This is a genomic window from Pseudomonas sp. Xaverov 83 (assembly GCF_019352905.1).
Lineage (GTDB): Bacteria > Pseudomonadota > Gammaproteobacteria > Pseudomonadales > Pseudomonadaceae > Aquipseudomonas > Aquipseudomonas yamanorum.
In genome coordinates this window covers 167,181-190,996 of the sequence record NZ_JAAAFU010000026.1, presented here as the reverse complement: position 1 = coordinate 190,996, position 23,816 = coordinate 167,181, and the positions used below count along the sequence as shown (strand labels likewise).

Sequence of the window (23,816 nt, the reverse complement as noted above, 5' to 3'; positions counted from 1 at the left end):
CCAATCGTCCATTTGTGCAGATTTGGCTTTCTCGACAATTCCAACAAAAGAGAGGCAATACCATGGGTGTTTTCGACTATAAAAACCTCGGGACCGAGGGCTCCAAAGCGTTGTTCGCCGATGCCATGGCGATCACGCTGTACTCCTACCACAACCTGGACAACGGCTTTGCCGTGGGTTATCAGCACAACGGTTTTGGCCTGGGGCTGCCGGCCACGCTAGTGGGTGCGTTGCTGGGCAGCACTGACTCGCAGGGGGTGATTCCGGGGATTCCCTGGAACCCTGACTCGGAAAAGGCCGCCCTTGAGGCGGTCAACAAAGCCGGCTGGACGCCCATCAGCGCCAGTACCTTGGGCTATGGCGGCAAGGTGGATGCCCGGGGCACGTTCTTCGGTGAAAAGGCCGGCTACACCACCGCGCAGGTGGAGGTGCTGGGCAAGTACGATGGTGACGGCAAACTGCTGGAAATCGGTATTGGTTTTCGCGGGACTTCGGGGCCTCGGGAAACCTTGATCACCGACTCCATTGGCGATCTGGTCAGTGATTTGCTGGCAGCGCTGGGGCCCAAGGATTACGCGAAAAACTACGCCGGCGAAGCCTTTGGCACCTTGCTCAAGGATGTCGCGGCGTATGCCGGCAGTCATGGCCTGACGGGCAAGGACGTGGTGGTCAGCGGCCATAGCCTGGGCGGCCTGGCGGTCAACAGCATGGCCGACTTGAGCGGCAATAAATGGTCGGGGTTCTACAAGGACTCCAACTATGTGGCCTATGCCTCGCCAACCCAGAGCAGCGGCGACAAGGTGCTGAATATCGGTTATGAAAACGACCCGGTGTTTCGCGCGCTGGACGGCTCGTCGTTCAACTTCTCGTCCCTGGGCGTGCATGACAAGCCCCATGAGTCGACGACGGACAATATCGTCAACTTCAACGACCACTACGCGTCGACGCTGTGGAATGTCCTGCCGTTTTCCATCGTCAATGTGCCCACCTGGCTTTCTCATTTGCCCACGGCCTATGGCGATGGCTTGACCCGGGTCCTGGACTCGAAATTCTACGACCTGACCAGCCGGGACTCGACGATTATCGTTGCCAACCTGTCGGACCCGGCCCGGGCCAATACCTGGGTGCAGGACCTCAACCGCAATGCCGAGCCGCACAAGGGCAACACGTTCATTATCGGCAGTGATGGTGATGACCTGATCCAGGGCGGCAAGGGTGTGGATTTCATCGAGGGCGGCAAGGGCAATGACACGATCCGCGACAACAGTGGGCATAACACCTTTCTGTTCGGCGGGCAGTTTGGGCAGGACCGGGTGATTGGTTATCAGCCGACTGACAAGCTGGTGTTCCGGGACGTGGAGGGCAGTGCGGACTGGCGTGACCATGCCAAAGTGGTGGGGGGCGATACGGTGCTGAGTTTTGGCGCGGATTCTGTGACGCTGGTCGGCGTTGGACTCGCCGGCGTTTGGGGCGATGGAATTTCCATCAGCTAAGTAGCGGGCCGCTGTTGTGGCGAGGGAGCTTGCTCCCTCGCCACAGGGTTAATCAGTATCGCAGGTTGGGTTATCTCCAGTAGTGACCGTGGTTCCAGTACGGACGGTGGGGTTGGCCGTACCCGTAGCCGTAATAATGACCCCGCGGCCAATAGCCTCGCGGGCCATAGCCGTAGCCCCAGTGGCTGTAATAGCGCGGGCCGGGAGGAGGGGGCTGCACGATCACCACGCGCGATGGCGCCTGGCGGATGATGATGGTGTCGGCAAACACCGGCGTACTCGCCAGCGCAGCCCACATCAAGGGAATGAGTAGCAGAGTGCGCACCGCTCGGGACATGAATGCCATGGCCATGGTTCTCCGTCATACCGCTTTCGAAGTTGAAGGCGGTTGATCGGTTAAACGCAGGGGCAGGGGGAAATCCTTCGGTGAAATATTGTTTATTTTGCACAAGCCGGCATTAGTGTTGGCAGTGCGGACGCCATCGCAGCCTCGCCAAGGCTCGACAGCTCCCACAGTTTTGTGATCGCTGATGTGGGAGCTGTCGAGCCTTGGCGAGGCTGCGATAGGATCGCTAAGGTGCACCTGGCAAACCGAGTTTCTGCATCGCGGGCAAGCCCGGCTCCCACAGGGGCGTGCATTGCAAAGAAAAGTGGGAGCCAACGGGCTCCCACTTTTTATTTCTCCTTGATCACGGTCGCGACGTCGGAGGCCTTGACCCGTACATGCTTGCCGGCGATGTCGGTGAATTCGTAGAAACCATCAGCGGTCTTCGCGTTCGGCACGTCTTTGGTCAAATACTGGGTGCCGTTCTGCAACGTCACCACGGTTTGCGTGGAGCAACCGGCCAGCACCAGCAACGTGACCATACTCACCGCCAGACCCAAATTCTTCATGCTCATAACCCTTACCCTGATCCTTCGAAAACCCCGCGCCTGAGCGGTCGGGGGAAACATATTTTATGTGGCTGACAGCCATCTGATCATTATTACGCAAAAAGTTGCGTGCGCCTTTGATCTATTACCGATTGCAACAGCCGCTCAGGGACGGCACTCTGTATGCATAACCAGTGTTTGATCCCGTGCCTGATATGTCCAATCCCCTTGAAGACCCGCTCTATTACCTGCATAACTTCCGCCAGGTGCTCGATTGGCTGGGGCAGCGCTATGCCGATTTACTGGCCCCGGACGAAGAGCATTTCATTCAGCAATTTGACAGCTTGCCGCAGTCGTCCCAGGCCTTGCTGGTGCGCATGGTGATGCGCAAGGGCGCGCATTTCCGGGCCGGCAAGCTCAATTATGTCGAAATCGGCGCGGTGCACGAGGCGGTGATGCCGTTGCTGGAGCAGGGGTGGGTGACAGATCAGTGCCTGTTGTCGTTTGGCGAGCTGTTTGGCCTGTTGCAGAAAGCTGAAATCCTGGCGGCGTTCAAACCCTGGATCGAGCAACCCAGGGCCAAAAAGGCAGATTGGCTGGCGTCGCTGTCAACGCAGTTTTGTGAACCGCGTCACTTCCAGCACTGGTGCCCGGACCTGGCCGATCAGCTTTACAGTCTCACCGTGATGGACCTGTGCGACCGGCTGCGGCTGATGTTCTTCGGCAATCTCTATCAGGACTGGTCGGAGTTTGTGCTGGCGGACCTGGGGATTTTTACCTACGAGAAAGTCGAATTCTGCGCCGAATCCCGTGGATTGCGCAGCCGTGACGACGTGCACGGCTTTCTGTTCCTGCACCAGTGCCAACAGGCTTTTGAAGCGGGTGAGGCACTGGATAACGTGCTGGAACAAATCGCCACCTTGCACACCGACAACCCCTGGCTTGAAAAGCGTCGGGCCAAGCTGTTGTTTCAAGTCGGCCAGTATTGTGAGCGCAGCGCCGAGTTGGCCCTGGCGGAGGCGATCTACCGCAGCTGCACATACCCCGGCGCACGGGCACGGCTGATCCGGGTGCTGGAGCGTCAGGAGGATTTTGCCCAGGCGATGCGGCTGGCCCGTGAAGCACAGCTGGCTCCGGAGAGCGCTGCCGAGCGGCAGCACCTGTTGCGTGTGATCCCCAGGCTGCGGCGCAAACTCGGCGAGCCGGCGATGCCCAAGGTAAAGCCCCGGGCTATCGTGCGCCTGGACCTTGAGCTGCCGGCACCGGACCCGTTGATGTCGGTGGAGTATTGCGTGCAGGCCCACTTGAGCGACCACGGTGCGCCAGTGCATTACGTCGAGAACACGCTGATCAATTCGTTGTTTGGACTGCTGTGCTGGCCGGCGATTTTTGCGCCGTTGCCGGGGTCGTTTTTCCACCCGTTCCAGCGTGGTCCCGTGGACCTGCACAGCGAAGACTTTCATCAGCGGCGAGCCGAGCTGTTCGCCGAGTGCCTGGGCCAACTGGACGATGAGCGCTACAAGCACGCCATTCGCCAGCGTTACGTCGACAAATGGGGCATTCAGTCACCCTTCGTGTTCTGGAACGTACTCAGCGAAGAATTGCTCGACCAGGCCCTCGACTGCCTGCCCGCCGCGCACCTGCGTCACTGGTTCGAGCGCCTGCTGCTGGATATCCGTGCCAACCGCGCCGGCATGCCCGACCTGATCCAGTTCTGGCCCGAGGAAAAAACCTACCGCATGATCGAAGTCAAAGGCCCCGGCGATCGCCTGCAAGACAACCAGCTGCGCTGGCTGGAGTTCTGCGGCGAACACCAGATGCCCGTGACCGTCTGTTATGTGCGCTGGGCGGAGCAGGCGGCTTGAGTTACAGCGTCGCGGTGCGTGCGTTGTGTGAATTCACCGCCAAGGTCGGCGACCTCGACCTGCGTTTTACCCCGTCTCCCAGCGCCCAGGAAGGGATTGTCGGCCACCGCACCGTGGCTTCGCGGCGCAGCGCCCACTACCAGAATGAAGTCGCGCTGGAAGGTGAATACCAGCAGTTGAAAGTCCGGGGCAGGGCGGATGGCTACGACCCGGACCGCAACCAGCTGGAAGAGGTGAAAACCTATCGCGGCGACCTCGACAAGCAGCCGGCCAACCATCGGCAGCTGCACTGGGCCCAGGTCAAGGTCTACGGCTGGTTGATGTGCCAGAAGCTCGGGTTGTCGGAGATTGTCCTGGCGCTGGTGTACTTCGACATTGTTGGCGAGCACGAAACGCTGCTCAGCCAACGCTTTCAGGCGGACGACCTGCAGGCTTTCTTCCGTCAGCAATGCGCGCTGTTCCTCGGCTGGGCCGAACAGGAAATGTACCAGCGCGAAGCCCGCAACGCCGCAGCAACTGCGCTGGGCTTTCCCCATGCAGCGTTTCGTCCCGGCCAGCGGCCACTCGCGGAAACGGTCTACAAGGCCGTCAGCACCGGTCGCTGCCTGATGGCCCAGGCGCCCACCGGTATCGGCAAGACCGTCGGCACTATTTTCCCGATGCTCAAGGCCCTGGCCCCCCAGCAACTGGACAAGGTGTTCTTCCTTACGGCCAAGACCCCGGGCCGAAAATTGGCGCTGGATGCCGCGCAAGTGCTGTATGACAGCAGCCCGGATTTGCCGCTGCGGGTACTGGAGCTGGTAGCCCGGGACAAGGCCTGCGAGCATCTCGACAAAGCCTGTCACGGCGACTCGTGCCCACTGGCCAAGGGTTTTTACGACCGCTTGCCGGCTGCCCGTGAAGCCGCATCTCGCGTGCGGCTGCTGGACCAGCGCAACCTGCGGGAAGTCGCGCTGGCCCATGACGTCTGCCCCTATTACCTGAGCCAGGAAATGGCGCGCTGGAGCGATGTGGTGGTCGCCGACTACAACTACTACTTCGACTTCGGCGCCATGCTGTTCGGCCTGGCGCAGCTCAACCAGTGGCGGGTCGCGGTGCTGGTGGACGAGGCCCATAACCTGGTGGACCGAGGTCGTTCGATGTACAGCGCAGCCCTCGACCAATACACCCTCAAGACCCTGCGGGAGATCGCGCCCGAGCCGCTGAAGAAGCCCCTCCAGCGCCTGAACCGTGAGTGGAATGCCTTGCACAAGGAACAAGTGGCGCCGTATCAGGCTTATGCCCAGAAGCCCGACAAACTGCTGCACGCCTTGAGCCTGTGTACCAGCGCCATGGGCGAGTATTTCAACGACCATCCCGAAGCACTCAATGGCGAGCTGCAAGCCTTCTACTTCGAGGCCTTGCAGTTTGCCAAGGTCGCCGAACTGTTCAACGAACACTTCATCTTCGACATCAGCAAGCGCGAACACAGCGGCAAACGCAGCTCATCGAACCTGTGCCTGCGCAACGTGGTGCCTGCCGAATTCATTCGGCCACGGCTGACGGCAGCCCGCAGCAGCGTGCTGTTTTCCGCAACCTTGAGCCCTCGGCATTACTACGCGGATTTGCTGGGAATGCCGCCGGACACGGCCTGGGTCGATGTGGAATCGCCGTTCAAGGCCGAGCAGTTGCAGGTGCATATCGTCGACCGGATCTCCACCCGGTTTGTGCATCGACAGGCGTCCCTGGAGCCCATCGTCGAGCTGATCGCAGCGCAGTTTGCGCAGCAGCCGGGCAACTACCTGGCGTTCTTCAGCAGCTTCGATTATCTGCAGCAAGTGGCGCAATTGCTTGCCGAGCGGCACCCGCACATCACCCTGTGGCAGCAGTCACGGGGCATGGCCGAGACCGAACGTCAGGGGTTTCTCGACCAGTTCACCCAGCACAGCCAGGGCATCGGTTTTGCCGTGCTCGGCGGCGCATTCGGCGAAGGCATCGACCTGCCGGGAACCCGCCTGATCGGTGCATTTATCGCCACCCTGGGCCTGGCGCAACTCAACCCGGTGAATGAGCAGCTCAAACTGCGGATGGGCGCGATCTTCGGTGCCGGTTACGACTACACCTACTTGTACCCTGGCATCCAAAAGGTGGTGCAGGCCGCGGGGCGGGTGATTCGCAGCCAGCAGGACCGGGGCGTGGTGATGCTGATCGATGACCGCTTTGGTGAAGCGCGGGTGCGGCAGCTATTGCCGCGCTGGTGGTCGATCACTTCGGCGGATACACCGCATCCCGTAACTGGTGGGTGAACAGACCGGACATGCCTTCGTAGGCCGTATTGGTCAGTGCAACCACCGTGAGCTTTTGCTGCGGGTCGACAAACCAGCTGTGACCGTAGGCGCCGCCCCACTCAAAGGTGCCCCGGGATTGCGGCGTGCCCGTCAGCGCGGGCTCATTCAGCACCGCCCAGCCATAACCGAAGCCCCAACCCGGGTCCTGGGTTTGCACCATGGCGCCGACGTGATCGGTGACCATCAACTGCACGCTGTGTGCGGACAGGATCGGTGCGCCGCCCTGGCGAATGGTTTCCAGGAACCGCGCAACGTCACCTGCCGTCCCGGCCATGCCAGCGCCGCCGGAAGGGTAGGCATGGGGATCAAGTATCCGCCGCACATCAAACAGCGCAGTGCTGTTGCCCGAGGTGATGGTGGCCTTGTCGACCATGCGCAGCGGCTGCGGTGATCCATCCTGATAGGCGGCGGACAGGCGTTTTATATCCGTCACGGAAAACCCGGTATCGGTTAGTCCCAGCGGTCCGGTGACTGACTCGCGCATCAATACCGGCAGGCTCTGGCCCGACGCTTGTTCCAGTACCGCACCCAGCACATCGGTGGCCATCGAGTATTGCCAACCTTTGCCCGGCGGGTAACTCAGGGGCACGCTGGCGATGCGCTTCAGATTCTCGGCAAAGCTGATCTCGGGCTCGCCCAAACCATCGGAAACCCCGGCGGTGCGGTAGGGACCGCGGGTACTTTCCAGGAATCCATAGCTCAGGCCTGCGGTGTGGTTAAGCAACTGGCTGACGGTGATCACCGGTGTGGTGCCATCCGCCAGCTTGGGATTGAAGTCAGGAAGCCAGCGGCTGACCGGATCGTCAAGGCCCAAGCGACCTTGTTCCACCAGGTGCATCGCGGCGGCGGAGACCAGCGGTTTGGTCACCGATGCCAGGCGAAAGATCGTGTCCTCTGTCATCGGGCGCCCGGCTTCGCGGTCCGCCAGGCCGGCAGCACGGTGATACACCAGCTGCCCGTCCCGCAGCACCAGCACCACGGTGCCCACCAGGCGCTTGTCGGCAATGGCGCTGTCGACCACCGCATCCACCCGCTTGGCGAGCAGCGGGTCCGGGCTGTCGGCGCAGGCGAGGGTGGCGCAGAGGGAGGCGGCAAGGGGCACGAGGTAGCTGGCAGGAGGCTGCATGGTTCAGGTCGCTCATTGGCAGTGCATGACTGCCAAATATGAACGCCAGGGGCCCGGACTACAACGTGACATTGCACAGCTGTTGACTCAGTGCCCATAAGCGTTCGGCCTGTTCCGGGTCGACAGCCCAGGGCCATACGCCGTTACGGCGGGTGTCATCCTGCGACCAAGCGGCCACATCGCAATCTTCGCAGTAGAGTCCGCCCATATCCTCCAGTTGCGGGCTGACAGCGCACCACACCGACGTCGCGGCGCCTTGCTCGGGGCTCTTGTAGTGACTGGCGGGGCGGATATTGCCGTGCTCATCCAGTGCGCCGACGAATGCCAGGTCGTCCTTGTCCAGATAGCGGATCAAGTCGGTGAGGATTTCCCCCGGGTGCACGGAAAATGCGCGCACGTGCTCTGCTTTACCTCGTCGGTCCAGTGCTACCGCGAATAGTGCGTTGGCGGTTTTTGATTGGCCGTAGGCGAGCCACTTGTCATAGGGGCGGTGTTCAAATTGCGGGTCATCGAAATGCACGGGGCTTAGACGATGGCCGAGGGACGATACCGAAACCACGCGTGCGCCATTCGCCTCACGCAGCGCCGGCCACAACCGGGCGGTTAGCTGGAAGTGGCCCAGGTGGTTGGTGGCGAACTGCGCTTCGAGACCTCGCGCATCCCGTTGCAGGGGGGTGGCCATGATTCCGGCGCTATTGATCAGAAGGTTCAATGCCCGGCCGCTGGCGAGGAAGTTTTCGGCAAAACGGTCGATGGAAATCGGGTCGAGTAAATCCAGGCTGGCGTGTTCAACACCGATGATGCCCGAGAGGTTGCGTTCGGCCTTTTCAGGATCCCAGGCGGGAACGATCACCTGCGCACCCGCGTCGACCAACACGCGCACCGTTTCCAGGCCAATGCCCGAATAGCCACCGGTGACAATCACCGTCTTGCCTCGCAAATCGCTGCCCGCCAAGGCTTGCTGGGCGGTAGTGCCGGCATCGAAGCCGCTGCCAATTGGGGTTTGTTTGTTAGCCATGAAAGATCTCCTTATGGGAGGCCTAGGGTCTCTCGCTGGAGCCCGGACGCGGAATGCCCTAGAGTCCGTGTTTCTGTCGCGATCGTCCGGAGCTTTTTCATGGATACCCTTTCCGATGTGCTGGCACTGTTAAAAAGCCATCGCTCGACCTTCGCCGGCCTGAAGGCTGGAGGCACCTGGGCCATCAACTTTGCGGCGCCGGATGGCATCAAGTTCAACGCGGTGGTGGAGGGCAGTTGCTGGCTGGAAGTGGAAGGGCTGGCGGTACCGATACGCTTGTATGAGGGGGATTGTTTCCTGTTGACCCAGGCTCGCCCGTGGAGGCTGTCCAGCAATCTGTCCCCTGAAGGACTCGATGCACGTGAGGTGTATGCCGATGCGGTGGGAGGCATCGCCACGGTGGGTGCCACGGTGGATCTGTTCCTGATCGCCGGACGATTTATCTACGGGGATGACGCCCGACTGTTGCTGGCCAGCCTGCCGCCGGTGCTGCGGGTGAGCGCCAACTCCGAACAGGCCGCCGTATTGCGCTGGTGCCTGGACCGCCTGGCCAGGGAATACGCGAGTCCGTTACAGGGCGCGGCGCTGATGACCGAGCATTTGGCGCAAATGATGTTGGTGCAGATCCTGCGGCTTTATCAATCTTCCATGGGCGCGCATACCACTGGCTGGTTGGGAGCGTTGACCGACCCAAGGCTGGCTCCGGTGCTGCGGGAACTTCACGCAGCACCCGCCCGGCGCTGGACGTTGAGTGAAATGGCCGTGCTTGCGAGCCAATCCCGCTCCACCTTTGCCTTGCACTTCAAACAACGGGTGGGGTTGGCGCCACAGGAATACCTGACCCGGTGGCGCATGCACCTGGCAGTGCAGGCCTTGAAGGCCAGCGACAACAGCGTGTCCACGATCGGCCAGGCCCTGGGTTATCAGTCAGACAGCGCCTTCAGCAATGCCTTCAAGCGTGTGATGGCCTGTTCTCCCCGAGAGTATCGCGAGCGAACTGCATAAACCGTATTACCTCATTTCCCACACCTGCAGCTTCGAGTAACGGGGGAGCTGTCCGTTGCGATCGAGGCTGTAATACACCTTCACGATTTCGCCTGTTTGAAGACCATCCACTGATATGGTGACGCGCAGCGCCTGGCCGGCCGTGTCTGCGTTCAGGGTGGTGGTTACGGTAGTTCTCGACTGGTTGGCGATCCATTGCAAGGTCACGGTGTCGCCGGGTGCGGTCTCGGTGAACGGTACGATGACCGTCACTTGGTGCTCGCCTTGCGCATGCTCAACCTGCGCCTGGGGTAGACGACTGACGGGTTCGCCCACCTGCAATTCCAGGCGAAGGGACTCATGAGCGGGCAAGGGGGCAATGCGTTCGTAAAACAGTTCGGTGAGCTGGTTAGCCAGCGTTTTGAGTTGCGCTCCATCCACCGTCAACACGATGGTGCGATCTTCCGGAATCTCGTCCAGCGTGTGTTCCTGGGTGTAGATCGTTGTATCTGCCTCCCATACCAGGCGCATCTGCATCGGTGCATCCCAGCCAGCGGGCGCAGTGAACACCACGGTGGCCTTGGCGATGTTCGGGTCCAGACGGCCCCCTTCCGCCTCCAGAACCTGGGGTGCCGACCATGGACTACCTGCGCCGCGCGCACCGATCCGGGTGGTTCTCGATGGCAGTTCCCGTTCGAGAGAGGGCGGCTCGTTCAGTACGGCGTCGAGGTCGACATTAACCCACGTGATGGGTGACCAATTAGTGTCCGAGTCAGGGTCCATATTCACGGCCGGGTAATTGCCGACGGCATCGATTACCTGCATTGCTACCGAGATATGCGGGCTGCTTCCTGCGTCCAGGACGACCTCCGTGGGCACTTTAATTGAAAAAGGTCTGCCCAACTCAGGCGTCCTCACCACATGAGAAAAACCTTGAGAACCCCAGACGATATTGCAGGTATCGAACTCCGCCATGTTGAGGTAAGGCTGGACATCAAGAATGATGCCCAGCACTGCCCTGTGACGAGTCACCACCTCGCCCGCCTGCAAGTCGGGGGGCATTCTAAATACGAAGCCCTGATGGCCCACGGTATCCGGGTCTGGATCGCGCCCACCGGGACGGTCCAGTTTGATCCGCACCTTCAGGTCATTTGACTCCACCGGGCCTTCGCGAGGTTCCTGAACAGTGCAATACGGGTGGGCCCACGTTGGTAGGACGTTGTGTTTGTCCACCCTGAGGGAAATTCTCGGGGCGTTCTGGTTCCCACTGTTTATGACCACGTAATCTTCCGGGACCGGGCCATCCCAATAGAGAAATATCTCGGTGCCGAGCGCGTACGTGCGCTCTGGGTAAAGCGTCGGCCTCACATCATGCTCCACATGCCGAAGGCCCAGGCCGCCGCTGGATTGGGTGGCGGCTTCATCTTCCGGGATCGGCGGCGTCAGGTTGTGGATGACAAGTTCGGGTTTATCGTCGGCACGGGGGCCGCCCGCGTCTTTTTTGGGCGCACGAGACATGGTGAAACCTCCACGGTATAGGGGCTGCAATCAATTCGGCAGGTTCTCATCGTCAACCGTATGCCTGCGTGCTATCCGCACCGTCGTCACGCCGGAGTAACGCTGCGGTGTCCCGCCCAGATTGACCAGCCAATAGACTTTTACGATGCGGTTGAGGTTATCCAGTACAAATTTTGCCGGCACCTTGACCCGTGCCTCACCTGGGGTATTGGCACGCACCAGCATTTCGATACGGTTGCCCGGGCCGAACCAGTGCAAGCGGATATCCCGGCCAAGCGGCGGGTTGGGAAGGGTGACCCACACGCCGTCTGGCACCAGATCCGGGTCAAGCCGGTGGCCGATGACTCTTTCCACCACGGGTGCCGTCATGGGCGCCCAACGCTCGCCTACCAGCAGGTTTTTACGCGCTGATTGCCCCAGCAACCGAGGGATGGCGCGGCTATCGGTGGCTTCGTAGTACATCACCGAAGGCCGTCCCTCAAAACGCTTGGTCTGGGCGCCTGGCACATGAAACTCAAGCACATTGTGCTCCGGACGCTCGCCGGCACTGCGGCTGAACCGGTACTCCACGGCACCCTCCGGGTCGGGTACCAGCCAGACCAGGGTGATCAGGTCTGTGGGTTTCCAGCTTTCCTGATAAGGCACGTAGGCGTAACCATCAAAAGGTACGGGTTGCACATGGGCGAAGGGTTGCACCTCGTTCATGTACGGCGCAGTCCATGGTGCGACCACGCCCTGAACCGTTACGTAGTCGGCGACCGAGTGAAAGGTTATGCCTTCGATAAATTTGTGAAGTGTGTATTGCACCTTGGCGTGGCCCTGGACCAGCTTCGCCACCAGCTCATGGCTTATCGGGAACTCAAATAATTTGTTGCTTTGGTCTATCCGCGTTTTCTCGCCATAGGTGACTGGATTTCCATGGGCGTCGGTGCCCTGGAAGAAAAACTCCAGCGTGTCGTTAGGCGAGAAGTAGTTGGGGTCGGCGTAGACATTCGCCGTAATCGATTTTCCCTCAAGTTTCGCCAGATCGATCACCCGGGTTTGCGGGTCGGCCTCGTTGATAAACGGCGCATACAGGAAGTCGTCCCGGGCAAACACCCTTACTTCACTGGCTGCCGACCAGGGTGCAGCAGGATCGGAATCGTTTCCGGTGTGCCCACGCACCTGAAACTGCACGTTCAGCCGATCACTATCGCCAGCGGCGATAATTGTGTCGTAGGGCACCACCAGGATGATGGAGCGCCGCAAGTCTTTTTCACTGACCGAATGGGTCACTTGCTGATCACCCCAGCACAGCAACAAGCGGTCCCCGACTGCAATGAATGGGTAGGGCAGCACTTCGACTTCGATACCCTCGCGGGCGCGCTTGTTGCTGACGCCGTTAACCATCACGTCGGCAGGCAGTTTAAAAACCAACCCCTGGTGCCCCGGCGTCGTTACGTCGGGGTCGAGGCCGCCAGGCATGTTCAGGTCAACCCGCAGGCGCAGGGTCTGGGTCGACTCGCCGGTGAGGTTGTTCCGGCATACCAGTGGGTCAATCAACAGCGGCCTGATACTGGCCGCCGGCAGCAGCAGCGGTAGCCGCGCCTGTTGCAAGTCGCCAGGTTGGACAAAGGTATGAGCCACCGGTATCAGCGGGTCATTGCTGAACAATTCGAGTAAATCACCATTGGCCATCCTTGAGGACGTGTGCACGTAAACCACTTGGGGCGTCTGGATATTTCGAAGGCCCAGGCTACCGTCAATGCCCACGTCACCGGCACTGGCTGGAAACAACCCTGGCACCTCAAGGCTACCCAATTCAGCAGTGGGTTGGGGTACGTCTGTAATGACTGTGGACATCGCAATGACTCCTTTCTGGATGGCCCCATTTGAGGGGGAGAGCAGAGGCGAGCGTTACGCCAACCTGAAACGTATTTCACCGATTTCATAGTCATTGCCCTCCGAAGAGACTTGATGGCTATCGATGAAAAGAGTTATTGAGGACCCCACAGGTGTCACGGGACCTGAGAGGGTGCGCCAGCTACTCATGTTGCTGATCTGGGTAGCACTAACCACCTGGCCTTGCGAAGAGCGCAAACCGATGGACGGTAACGTGAAACGGCCGTCAAATCTTCTCACCTGAATGCTGAATATGTAGGCAGACCCAGGCCGGAGGTTGCCAAACGCCTGGCTGAAAATTACGCCGCTCTTGCCGCCTGGCGGATAGGTGTAGTTATAAAAAGTTGTATAGGTGCCCCAGTCCACAAACCGCCGATCGCGCATATCACTGAGCGCTGCACCGAATGCCCAGCCATTCTGGTTGCTGTTGCGGAAGTTGGTGATGTGGTCGAACCCGGGGCGAATCAGCAACACCCGAATCAGCGAAAAGCGCCGGGGGACATTCGCCCGGGCCAGGTCGTATCTGATCCTCACGGATCGATTCAGGTTTTCACTGACAAACCGCCTCTGAATTGGAATCTGCAGCGACCTTCCTGCCTGGGCTGCGCTGACGGTAACCACGGCGGACGTATCCGACACATCACCGTCCCAGATCAAGGTAATGACGTCATTTTCCAGCGTATCGGTAACCGGCAGCGTGACAGTCACCTGGGCGCCAACATCATCTGGGTTCAGATAATCCCCCGAGGTTCCGCTGACAATCACAGCGGGCAATGTTCTTGTCGGCTCTCCCACCTGAAGTTGCATTCGCAGCGACGGACGATGGGGCGTGCGATCAATACGCTCGTAATACACCTCGACGGGCAAGGTATTAAAACGTTGGACTTGTGCGCTCGGCACCGTATAGCTCAATCGCCGGTCTACAGGAATGGCCTCCAGAAATATCTCATCAGAGAAGTTGACCCCGGGGGCGACCCAGACCACGCGAATTCGAGTGCCCGGTGTCCAACCATCCTGCGCACTGAATCTCATCGTCGCAATTGAGTTGGCGTCGATCTGTCCGTTAGGTGCCTGGTCAATGGTCGGAGCCGGCCATTCGATCAATTGCCCGATAACCTGTACACGCACTTTTCGTGACGGGTACCAGGTATTGGTCACGATCTTGTACACCTCGTAATACATGATCGCGATACCGCCCGCGATGACCCTAAGCAACTCATTCTCGACTTCGAACTCCATCAAGTGATTTTTGCGGTCGACGAATCTGGTTTCCGTATGAAAGAAGGGTATGTTTTGTATGTCGCGGCCCTGCCACTCAAACCTCACCGTGTCACCCACCTCAAAAAAATCCGGGTCGGTCCACAGATAAATCAATTGCGCCGCTCCTCCGAGTTCTTCCATGTCAACGATCTCCCCTGGCTGCTCAAGCCAAGGCCCTCGCGGCCGTGGGACTCCAAGGTTGACGTTGACCCGACTGATTTCGGACCAGTTGGCGTCGGTATTGGGGGCAGGGTAGTTACCGCCCATGTCGATGATCTGCATCGCCACCGGCAGCGTGTCTTCGTAGTCGTCATGCCTGATCACGTCTGCGGTGACGACGACGTCAAACGAGCGCATCACCTCCTTTTCTGAAACGACGTAAGGGACTATTTGGGAACCCCAGGCAATCAAACAGGTGTCACCCGCTGCCATGTTTTCGTAGGGTTCCACCCTAAGCGCTACACCTCGATTGGCTCTGATCTGATCCACATGACTGCCGGCGGCCAGGTCTTCAGGCAGGAAAAACACCAGGCCTTGGTTGCCTGGGGTATCCGGGTCCGGATCCGGGTCTCCAGGGCGGTCACGCTTGACGCGTAGCCTTAAAGGTTCGGTTTTGGACGCGTTGCCGCTGGGGCGCCGAATGATGCAGTAGACTTCGGCCCAATCCGCCAGGATCAGTTCTTTAGGGGCTATGAGTTCGAAATGTCGGTTTCCCTGGTTCTCAGGTTGGATGACGATGTAGTACACCGGTAGTACGGGATCGCTCCAGTGGAGGTAGATCTGGGTGTTTAACGGCAGTACCGCCGGAGGCACCAGCACCACCACCAGGTCGTGTTCGACATGCCGCAGGCCGATGCCGCCGTCATAGTCGCCAAAGCCTTTGAGCGGTGGGTACAGGTCATCGATAAATACCGGACCAATCATGTCGTATTCTTCGTCATCGAGCGGATGCTCGGAATCTACTTCCGGTGCACGAGACATTGGGCAACCTCCAGCGTCGAACGGGCGCTTTTAATAGTCAAAACCAGGTTCAAACCTCTGCGGCCGGTGGGCCAATCTGGACTACTTGGCGATCGGATTCGTTTATGTCCGCGGTGGCGTTCAGATATTGTTCCGGCTCATAGACGTAATAGAGCTCAGGGGTAAGGCGGTTGAACTTCAAGAGCTCGCTGTAGGGAATCAGGCGCCTGATCGGTATGCCTTCCGGCACATTGCCGACGGTAAACCGGTCGGTATACAGGGTGACCTCATTACTACCCGGCAACACGTGACGCAGTATCAGCTCGATTTTGTCCGTGGGGTTGCGCCATGGGTACCACGGGATCTCCACGGCACCGCCCTCCCTGGGAATGGGGTTGAGCACATGGTTGGTGTGGTTCAGGAAGAACGGTGCACTTAGCTTCACAATCGCATCCACCACCTGTGCGGTCGCAAACTTCGAATACCGCGTAGGCACACCTGTCTTGAGCAGCAGGTAGCTGATTTCCACTCTGCCGCCAGCACAGGCGCGTACCTTTTCATTGGGTATGAAGAAGTCTTCCGCTCTGCCGGCAAACTCAATGGTGATGTACTTTTCCTCCAATACAACGCCCCCCAGCTTCGGATAACCACGGTAGGTCACGTGGTAGGTATGACCTGCGGGGCCTTGAAAAGGGGGCAGGTAAAGCTGTATATGCAAAGGCTGGCCATTCAGCCGCTCAAGGTCGATGAAACCTTCAACATCCTGGGTATTGAAAATAGGTGCAGCCAGGGTGTCGCGATCAAGGTCTATCAGCACCGGAATGTTCCGCGAACGCGGCGTGGAAACATTCCCGACCAAGTCAGCCACGCTGAAACTCACCAACCGGTTGGTGCCGTTACCGGCCTCGACAATACCGTCACGGCTGATTGCGATCTCTGTCTGTTTGCCGACACCCGAAACCTGCTGACGCGGCGCATTGTAGTTGCCGAACTTCAGCGCGATCAGGTCTCCGCTATCCATATTCGGATAGGGATCGACGGTGACCGTCACCAGCCTGGATTGAAACTCTCTGATTTCGAGGTAGTTAGGCTTGAAGTTGAGTTCGGAGTGGCCTGGGATAATTTGATTTTTGTCGGCGCCTGCCGGTTGGGTTCTTTTGATTCGTACGTCCAAGGGATTGGAGGTGTCGGAGTCCGGGCCGCCTTCATAGTGCACCACGTAGCCCAGCGTCACGCTCCCTTCGGGAAGGCTGCTGTCGGGAATGGCAAACGCGAAGCTGTTGTCCGTCTCTTCTCCCGGCATCAACGTTTTTTCCGCCAAGACGTTCAAGCCTGGCATCGAAACAACCTGGATTTTATCCTTGGGCTTCGCCGACCAGGTTTTGTACACGATCACGGTCAGGCCATGAGTCAGTAGCCGTAGAGGGATCCCGCCAGCATAGTTAGCAAACCCCGGTGACATGCCAGGGATGAACAATTGATCCAGAAACTTGGGTTTAGCCGCGGATGTCTTGGTTTTTTTGGTCGGCATGGCGTTCTCCGGTCTGGCAGTGGGTACGTGATACAGGAATCGCTCCTGAGTTTTTGGATTATCAAATACCGGTCGTGGATAGCTTGGCTACTGTCAGAATTAACAGGTTCCGACGGATGGTATTAACCGATTTGCACGCGCTGGCGAACAGACTCGTTCAAGTCCAGGGAGCGAGCCCTGACCTGCGCGGACTCATACACGTAATAAAGCTCAGGGCTGAAACCCTCGAATCGTTCAAGGTCTTTGCGATAGATCAAACGCCTGATGGGCGCGCCATCGGCCCACGATGTGCCCACTACACGCGGCTCGCTGAACACAATGGTTTCATTGAGCGATTTCACGTACCGCAGGATCACGGTGATGCTGTCTGTGGGCTTGCACCATGGGTACCAGGGGATACTCACGATGGCCGAATCGGGTATGGGCGCCACGACGTGCCCTGGGTAGCGTTCAAAAAACGCAGCCGCCAGGCGCACCACCGACCCCCTCACGCGGGCGAAGGTTTTTTGCGACACCAGGTCTGACGGTTCCGTGCGCTTGCGCAGGACGAAGCTGGTTTCAATCTTGCCCCCGGCGGCGGCGCGGACCACGCTGTAGGGCACCGGGTGATTGACGGGCACCCCGGCCCTGACAATCTCTTCAAACCCCCGGTATGTGACCACGCCGCCTAATGGTGGGTAGGCGCGGAACGAGATGTCATACAGGTCTCCCGGTTTGCCAACCTGGGCAGTGGTGTACAGCTCGAGTTGCAGGCTCTCGCCGTTGAGCCGGTCCGGGTCGATGTAGCCCAACGGGTCATCGGTGATGATGGCCGGGCCGTCGGGTTTTGCGCCGGCCAGGTCGACAACCACCTCGAGGTACCTGGAGCTTTGTACGGAAGGATTGCCGACCAGGTCGACCGGATAAAAGTTGACCAACAAGCCATAGCTGTCGCCCGCCTCGACAATCTGCGCATGGCTGATGGAGATGTGGGTCTGCTGCCCGACGCCCTCTACCGGCTGCAAGAGGGTCAAGCCCCCCCACTGGAAGTGGATGACGTCTTGCGCATGCATGTTCGGGTAAGGCTCGATGGTCGCGATAACGCCCCGGGCGGCTTCGGGTGGGTAGATTTGCAGGGCGGAGAGGCTGAATGAGAGCGCTGGGTGTCCTTCCGGCAGGTGACCGCTGTCCGGGCCGCCGGGTAAATCGGTTTTGATCAGCACATTCAGGGGCAAGGAAAACTGACCAGGAACTCCGCCGGCACGATGCAACACGTAGCCCAGCTTGAACTCACCGTCGGGCAGGTTTTTTTGCGGCAAGCTAAAGAAAAAATGCGCTTGCAACTCATCCCCAGGCTCCAGTTGCTTGATGGCCATGGCCCGGATGTTCAAGGGGTCTATTTGTTCGCCAACCGTGATCATGTCTCCTGGCTGGGCACCCCAACTGTTGTTGACCTGTGCCGTCAGCCCGGACGCAAACAACCACTCGGGTAACCCGCCGTCATAGCCGGGAACGTTCTGGGTCATGCCGGGAATAACCAGACGCTCAAGGGCCTCGGGCACATTCGACGGGGTGAGCGATGCAGTGTGGCTTTGGCTGGGCACGGTCAATCTCCTGTTCGGACGACGGCGCACCTTGAGCGAAATGGGTGCGCCATTGGAGATATCAAATACCCCTGACAGTAGCCACATCGCGTCCATAAGTATTGGATGGGATCAGCGCCCAACGGCGACTCAACGAGGACTTTCATCATGCCCATGCATCGCCCATCCGCCGACCTCCTGCCTCCCGTCGACATTCCACTGCTTCAGCCGCCCATTCCCGACGATATCGAGGCCGCCGATGGTGGCATCGGCCTGCGGCATATCGAACACCCGCTGCTGGTGCATATGGCACGCCCGGAAAATACGCCGCCCGGCACGGTGTTCGAGCTGTACTGGGGCGACCCGCAGTGGCCGGTCGCGGGCAACTTTATCCGCGAGGACGATGAGGACCTGACGCGCATCCCGTTCATCGTACCCGTGGACCACATCCTCGAGGCGTGGGCCGATCCGGTGTATGCCAAAGTCATTCGCAGCAGCGGCAATAGCGACGAAACCGAACGCCTGCGGCTACGGGTCAACCTGCAGCGTCCTGGTGGGCGTGATCCCGATGACGAAACGCCGGGGCATCAGCGCCTGGTCTACGAACTGCCTCCGGATGTGCTGATCGATGGCGTCGACGACACCCGCGCCGCGCAGGGCGTCGAGATCGTGTTTCGGCATTGGGAAAACATGGCGCCTTATGACCTGCTGATTCTGGTTTGGGGTTCCGAGCGAATCGAACACCGGGTCCAGCCTGACGAGGTGAACACCGACATCCGCCTCACTGTCGACTACGCAAACATCGGCGCCGCCGGTAACGGCGAAGCGATTCCCGTGGGCTTCCAGGTGGAGGGAGCGACCGGTAATTATCCGGATGAATGGGCGCGCTGGTCGCCGATAACCTGGGTGGACGTGTACCTCGATACGGAGCGCCCAGAGGCCCCTTGGCTGACGTTCCCCGAGACTGAGCGGGACATCGAACTGGAGCAATTGGGTGGCCAGGCGGTAAGGGTGGGTGCGCGCGTCAGCAGCGCGGACGCCCGTGCGTATTCGGTCGTCACGCTGGTGTGGGCGGGTACTGACAATGAGGGCGTTGCAGTGCCGCATCTGGAGAGTCAAAACCTGTCCGGTGGCAAGGCCTATTACTTCAATATCGAGCATGCCCTGGTGGCTGCACTGGCCAAGGGGACGGCGTACGCTTATTACCTGCTCCAGGGCGACGGATTGCCGGATAAACGCTCATACAACCGCCACCTGAGGATCCTGGGTGATGTAGTCAAATGGCCTGCTCCGACCATCGATCAACTGATCGGTGATTACCTTGAACCAGACCTGCCTGAGGCCACGGTGCGGTTTCCTGCCCAGGCGAGTTGGCCTGACGGCGCATTTCTGGACGTGATGGTGGTTGCGGAGGGGGTAGGGAGCCCCATTGTGCGTAGGATAGGCGCGCCGGTTGGCAACATCCCGATCACGCCCGAAGGCGAGATGCTCGTTATGGTACCCGACAGCATACTCAAGCATTTCAACGGTTACCCCACCGAGGTGTATTACGTTCTATCCCGCCAGGGGGCATTGCCTCAGGAGTCCTTGCGCTTAAAAGTCCATGTGGGCGAGCCGGTGCGGGAGCTGCCCGAACCCATTGTCGAAAAAGCGTACGACGGGGTTTTGAACCCGGATGATATTACGGAGTATGCCTGGGTGATTGCCCCGTTTACCGGCACATTGCAGGGTGACTGGATCACTTTGTACTGGATAGGTCCTGGCGCCAATACCAGTGTCAGGGTTCAAGTGGGCGTAGACGGAGCCACCACTGAGCACAGCATTTTGATTGACTACATCACGGCCAATCTGGACGAACAGGTCAAGGTCTTTTACACCCTGGAACGTAGCCAGCAACGGCCCCGTTATTCCCATATCGCCACCGTGGAAATTCGCCAGGGCCTAGGCGAGTTGCCACCGCCGGGCTTGAGCCGAGCGACTATCACAGGCCCCGGTACTGCCACACTTGCGCCACTGGATGTACAGACCGGCACGACCTTGGTGGTGAGCTATGTCGGCATGCGCGACGGTGATTCGATTCAGGTCACCATGCAAGGTACTGCCGGTGCTGGTTCTCCAGTGATTGCCGCCAAAAACGGACTAACCAGCGGCGTTGTGACGTTTGGCATTCCAGCATCAGCTATTGGTGCCAACATTGGTAATGTCAACAAAACCTTTATGCTCAAGTATGAAGTGACCCGGGCAAATGTAACACGCCCCTCGATAACGTTGACGGTTACGGTAACACCGATTCCTGTGGGCAGCTTGCCGAGGCCGTTGATCAATAGCATTGCCACGGGTGGTTTACTGGACATAACCGGCTTTGGTGCGTCCACCTTGTGGAGTATCGCGGCCTATCCGTTCCAGTTTTCCAATGGGCAAATTAAATGGCTGACCTACAAAGGAACCGACAGTAACAACCAAGCCGTGGTTTATGAGCCTTGGTCTGGGGCGAACAATGGCCATGCGGGAGCGTATAGCTACAACCCTAATCACAACTGGTTTCGGACACTTAAAGATGGGACCACATTGACCATTGAGGTACGTATTGCTTTCGACAAAGTGAACAATAAATCTCAGGCGGTACTTCTTCAGACGACGACGTACACTGTCAAATCCATCCAGATACTGGATTACACTAACTTCGATAATCAAAACATGAACGGTTGGACCAGAGCCGCGATGGGGCTTTACCTTACATTGTTGACCAATGGTGGAGGCATCAAATATTTCTTGTGGCACAACAATGGTCCCATTAAAGGGGAGGGGCGCGCGCTTACAAAGAACATCAATGTCACGGCCGGTAAACGCTATATTTTCGAGGCAACACTAATCGGGAACTATTATGGCGGTCCGCCAGGTGCGTATATCATGGCGGGTGTTCATAGGAGTGCGACCTATACGTTCCAGAACGAAGGAAAGGACTTAAAAATAGAGTTTACGGCCAGCGCTACTGGTCCTCTTCAATTCTCAGTTAATACGATATCGAATGGGGGGGACCTTCAGTCGATCTCTGTGTTTCTGTTGCGTGTGACACAACTATAATACGAATAGCGCAAAGTAAGCGGGGCCGATTTATTTAACCAATGAATCTGCTCCGCTTTTATTCCCCCGCCAACATTCTAGGCTGGCTCACCAACGAAAACCTAAACGTCGCCCCACGCCCAACCACTTCCACCAACCGAATCTCCCGCCCATGCAACTGCAATATCCGATGCACGATCCTCAACCCCAACCCGCCATCCCGCCGTGCACCACCAATGGTGAACGCCCGCAGGAATAACCCTTCACGCAGTTCCGCATCAATCCCCGGCCCACTGTCACTGACGGTCACTTCCACCCGATCCCCCTTGGGCGCAAGCGTGACCTGAATATCCCCGTTCACCGGTGTATGCCGCAGCGCGTTATCCAGCAGGTTGGTCAGCACCCGTTCAATCAATCCCAGATCCGCAAACACCGTTGGCACCTGCGGTGGCAGGGTGGCGCTCAAGACGATGCCGCGCGCCTCGGCGGTCAGTTCGAATTTCTGAAAGATGTCCTGCACCAAATCCGGCAGGGAAAAGCCCTCGATCACCGGCTGCACAAAACCATGTTCCAACCGCACCAGCTCCAGCAGCGATTGCGCCAAACCACCGACCTTGCGGCTCTGGTCCAGTGCAATACCCAGGTAACGCCGACGGTCTTCGGGGCTCAGGCTGGCGTCTTTCAGCGACAGGGTTTCCAGGTAGCCATGCAGCGAAGCCAGCGGCGTGCGCAGGTCGTGGGAGATGTTGGCGACCATTTCGCGACGTTCCTGGTCCTGGTGGGTGAGGGCGCGCCATTGCTCGCCCAGGCGGTTTTCCATCTGGTTGAAGGCTTGGTCGAGCACGGCGATTTCGTCCTGGCTCGACGGGGCAGTGGCCACGGGCTGCTGGACTTTCGGCGCACCGTTGATATCGAACTGGCCGACTTTCTCGGTCAGCAGGCGCAGGGGTCGGGTGATCCAGGCGAAGGCGGTCAAGCCGGCCAGCAGACACAGGAGCGCTACCAGGGCGATGGACCACAGCGCGATATTCAGGGCTACGCTGGTGGCGTCCTGGGCATCGAACAGGTCATGGGCCTCGCCCAGCAGCACCACGTACAGGTAGCCGGTTTGCTGGCCATTGACCTTGAGCGGCGCGGCGCTGAAAACCTTGAGCCCGTCGACGCTGCGCGGGTCATCGCCCACGATCGGCAACCGGGCGCCGCTGAGGAATCGGCGAATCGGCTCCAGGTTCACCTGGTCACGGCGCAAGTGCCCGCTGGGCGCGGCATTGCCCACCACCCGGCCATTGATGTCCAGCAGGTACACCTCGACACTCGGGTTAACCAGCATCAACTGGCTGAACAGGTTGCGCACCGCATCGGGCTTGAGGCCGTCGGCGTCCATCAACTGGGTGTCGCGGGCGATGTGTGCCGCGAGGTCGCGGGACAGGCCTTGCACCACCTCCAGTTCATGCATGTGGTTGGAGCGCACTTGCAACCAGGCCGAAGTGCCGCTGCAAATCAGCAGCAACAGCGCAAACACCAACGACAGGCGCTGGGTAAGGGTCAGTTTCATGACGCTTGCTCGGCGAATTTGTAGCCACGGCCCCACACCGTGAGGATGCGCGCCGGGTTGGCCGGGTCGGTCTCGACCTTGGCCCGCAGGCGGTTGATATGGGTGTTGACCGTGTGTTCGTAGCCCTCGTGACTGTAGCCCCACACGGCGTTGAGCAGGTCCATGCGCGAGAAGACTTTGCCCGGCTGGCGTGCGAAGAAATACAGCAGGTCGAACTCCCGTGGCGTGAGGTCCAGGCGCTGGCTTTGCAGGGTGGCTTCGCGGGTCAGCGGGTTGATGAACAACTGGCCGAGATCGAGGCTGCCGGCGTCCATCTTGAGGTTGCGGGCCATGGCATCTACCCGGCGCAGCAAGGCTTTGACCCGTGCCACCAGCTCGGGCATCGAGAACGGTTTGGACAGGTAGTCGTCGGCCCCCAGCTCCAGGCCAAGGATGCGGTGCAATTCACTGGAGCGGGCGCTGGTGATGATGATCGGCGTGTAGCGCGTCATGGCTCGGGCGCGGCGGCAGATTTCCAGGCCGTCGACGCCGGGCAGCATCAGGTCGAGGATCAACGCATCCCAGCCGCCTTGTTCCAGCAGTTGCACGGCCTCGTTACCGTCGGCGCTGTGCACCACCTCGAACTGCTCGTCCCGCAGGTGCAGGCAGATCAAATCGGCAATGTGCGCATCGTCCTCGACAACCAGGACACGTTTGGGCTGATCCATTGGCAAAACCTTTTCTCGTGATTCGCGCATTGTGCGGGTTTTGCAACAGTGTAGTTATCACGAATTGTTTAACTCTGCGTGAGGATTCCGCGA

16 protein-coding genes are annotated in these 23,816 nt (G+C 59.3%); 5 read left to right on the top strand and 11 right to left on the bottom strand.

Annotation, left to right across the window (positions count from 1 at the left end; translation table 11 throughout):
* The first annotated feature begins 62 nt into the window (after positions 1-62).
* Positions 63-1,493 carry a lipase gene (locus K0H47_RS10960; protein ID WP_219272597.1) on the top strand — a complete coding sequence of 477 codons (1,431 nt, stop codon included), beginning with the start codon at positions 63-65 and terminating at the stop codon, positions 1,491-1,493.
* A 70-nt stretch (positions 1,494-1,563) separates the two neighbouring features.
* On the opposite strand, the gene K0H47_RS10955 is transcribed toward K0H47_RS10960, so the two are convergent.
* Positions 1,564-1,839, bottom strand: a complete 276-nt coding sequence (locus K0H47_RS10955) for a hypothetical protein (protein ID WP_177025406.1) — start codon at positions 1,837-1,839, stop codon at positions 1,564-1,566.
* A 329-nt stretch (positions 1,840-2,168) separates the two neighbouring features.
* The gene (locus K0H47_RS10950) at positions 2,169-2,393 is read right to left on the bottom strand and encodes a YgdI/YgdR family lipoprotein (protein ID WP_063030332.1); all 225 of its coding nucleotides are present in this window, start codon (positions 2,391-2,393) and stop codon (positions 2,169-2,171) included.
* 188 nt (positions 2,394-2,581) lie between these two features.
* Between K0H47_RS10950 and K0H47_RS10945 the strand changes: the two genes are divergently transcribed.
* Together K0H47_RS10945 and K0H47_RS10940 are read left to right on the top strand one after the other, a co-directional pair.
* A complete protein-coding gene (locus tag K0H47_RS10945; protein WP_219272590.1) occupies positions 2,582-4,231 on the top strand; it encodes a VRR-NUC domain-containing protein in 1,650 nt (549 codons plus the stop codon).
* Positions 4,228-6,516, top strand: coding sequence for an ATP-dependent DNA helicase (locus tag K0H47_RS10940; RefSeq protein WP_219272587.1), 2,289 nt, complete (start codon positions 4,228-4,230; stop codon positions 6,514-6,516). The genes K0H47_RS10945 and K0H47_RS10940 overlap by 4 nt, the downstream gene beginning before the upstream one ends.
* Here K0H47_RS10940 and K0H47_RS10935 read toward each other — a convergent pair.
* A complete protein-coding gene (locus K0H47_RS10935; RefSeq protein WP_219272585.1) occupies positions 6,476-7,684 on the bottom strand; it encodes a serine hydrolase in 1,209 nt (402 codons plus the stop codon). The two genes, K0H47_RS10940 and K0H47_RS10935, sit on opposite strands and share 41 nt — an antisense overlap.
* A 58-nt stretch (positions 7,685-7,742) precedes the next feature.
* The gene (locus K0H47_RS10930) at positions 7,743-8,702 is read right to left on the bottom strand and encodes an oxidoreductase (protein ID WP_219272583.1); all 960 of its coding nucleotides are present in this window, start codon (positions 8,700-8,702) and stop codon (positions 7,743-7,745) included.
* A 99-nt stretch (positions 8,703-8,801) separates the two neighbouring features.
* Between K0H47_RS10930 and K0H47_RS10925 the strand changes: the two genes are divergently transcribed.
* On the top strand, positions 8,802-9,707 hold the full coding sequence (locus K0H47_RS10925) for an AraC family transcriptional regulator (protein ID WP_177071233.1): 906 nt from the start codon (positions 8,802-8,804) through the stop codon (positions 9,705-9,707).
* Between the two features lie 6 nt (positions 9,708-9,713).
* On the opposite strand, the gene K0H47_RS10920 is transcribed toward K0H47_RS10925, so the two are convergent.
* The 5 genes from K0H47_RS10920 to K0H47_RS10900 all read right to left on the bottom strand — a co-directional run bounded on the left by K0H47_RS10920 (position 9,714) and on the right by K0H47_RS10900 (position 18,419).
* A complete protein-coding gene (locus K0H47_RS10920; RefSeq protein WP_219272581.1) occupies positions 9,714-11,204 on the bottom strand; it encodes a hypothetical protein in 1,491 nt (496 codons plus the stop codon).
* A 30-nt stretch (positions 11,205-11,234) separates the two neighbouring features.
* A complete protein-coding gene (locus K0H47_RS10915) occupies positions 11,235-13,046 on the bottom strand; it encodes a hypothetical protein (protein ID WP_219272579.1) in 1,812 nt (603 codons plus the stop codon).
* 54 nt (positions 13,047-13,100) lie between these two features.
* Positions 13,101-15,326 (bottom strand): hypothetical protein, encoded by a 2,226-nt coding sequence (locus K0H47_RS10910; protein ID WP_218262825.1) that lies wholly within the window; start codon positions 15,324-15,326, stop codon positions 13,101-13,103.
* A gap of 49 nt (positions 15,327-15,375) precedes the next feature.
* The gene (locus K0H47_RS10905) at positions 15,376-16,836 is read right to left on the bottom strand and encodes a hypothetical protein (protein WP_219272577.1); all 1,461 of its coding nucleotides are present in this window, start codon (positions 16,834-16,836) and stop codon (positions 15,376-15,378) included.
* A 122-nt stretch (positions 16,837-16,958) separates the two neighbouring features.
* A complete protein-coding gene (locus K0H47_RS10900) occupies positions 16,959-18,419 on the bottom strand; it encodes a hypothetical protein (RefSeq protein WP_219272575.1) in 1,461 nt (486 codons plus the stop codon).
* Positions 18,420-18,566: 147 nt separating this feature from the next.
* Here K0H47_RS10900 and K0H47_RS10895 point away from each other — a divergent pair, with 147 nt between their 5' ends.
* Positions 18,567-21,482 (top strand): hypothetical protein, encoded by a 2,916-nt coding sequence (locus tag K0H47_RS10895; RefSeq protein WP_218262827.1) that lies wholly within the window; start codon positions 18,567-18,569, stop codon positions 21,480-21,482.
* A gap of 58 nt (positions 21,483-21,540) precedes the next feature.
* Here the strand turns inward: K0H47_RS10895 and K0H47_RS10890 are convergent, their stop codons facing one another.
* Together K0H47_RS10890 and K0H47_RS10885 are read right to left on the bottom strand one after the other, a co-directional pair.
* Positions 21,541-23,016, bottom strand: a complete 1,476-nt coding sequence (locus tag K0H47_RS10890) for a sensor histidine kinase KdpD (protein ID WP_218262828.1) — start codon at positions 23,014-23,016, stop codon at positions 21,541-21,543.
* Entirely contained in the window at positions 23,013-23,723 is a 711-nt protein-coding gene (locus K0H47_RS10885) for a response regulator transcription factor (RefSeq protein WP_017479736.1), read from the bottom strand. Before K0H47_RS10885 ends, K0H47_RS10890 begins: the two co-directional genes overlap by 4 nt.
* Between the last annotated feature and the right edge of the window lie 93 nt (positions 23,724-23,816).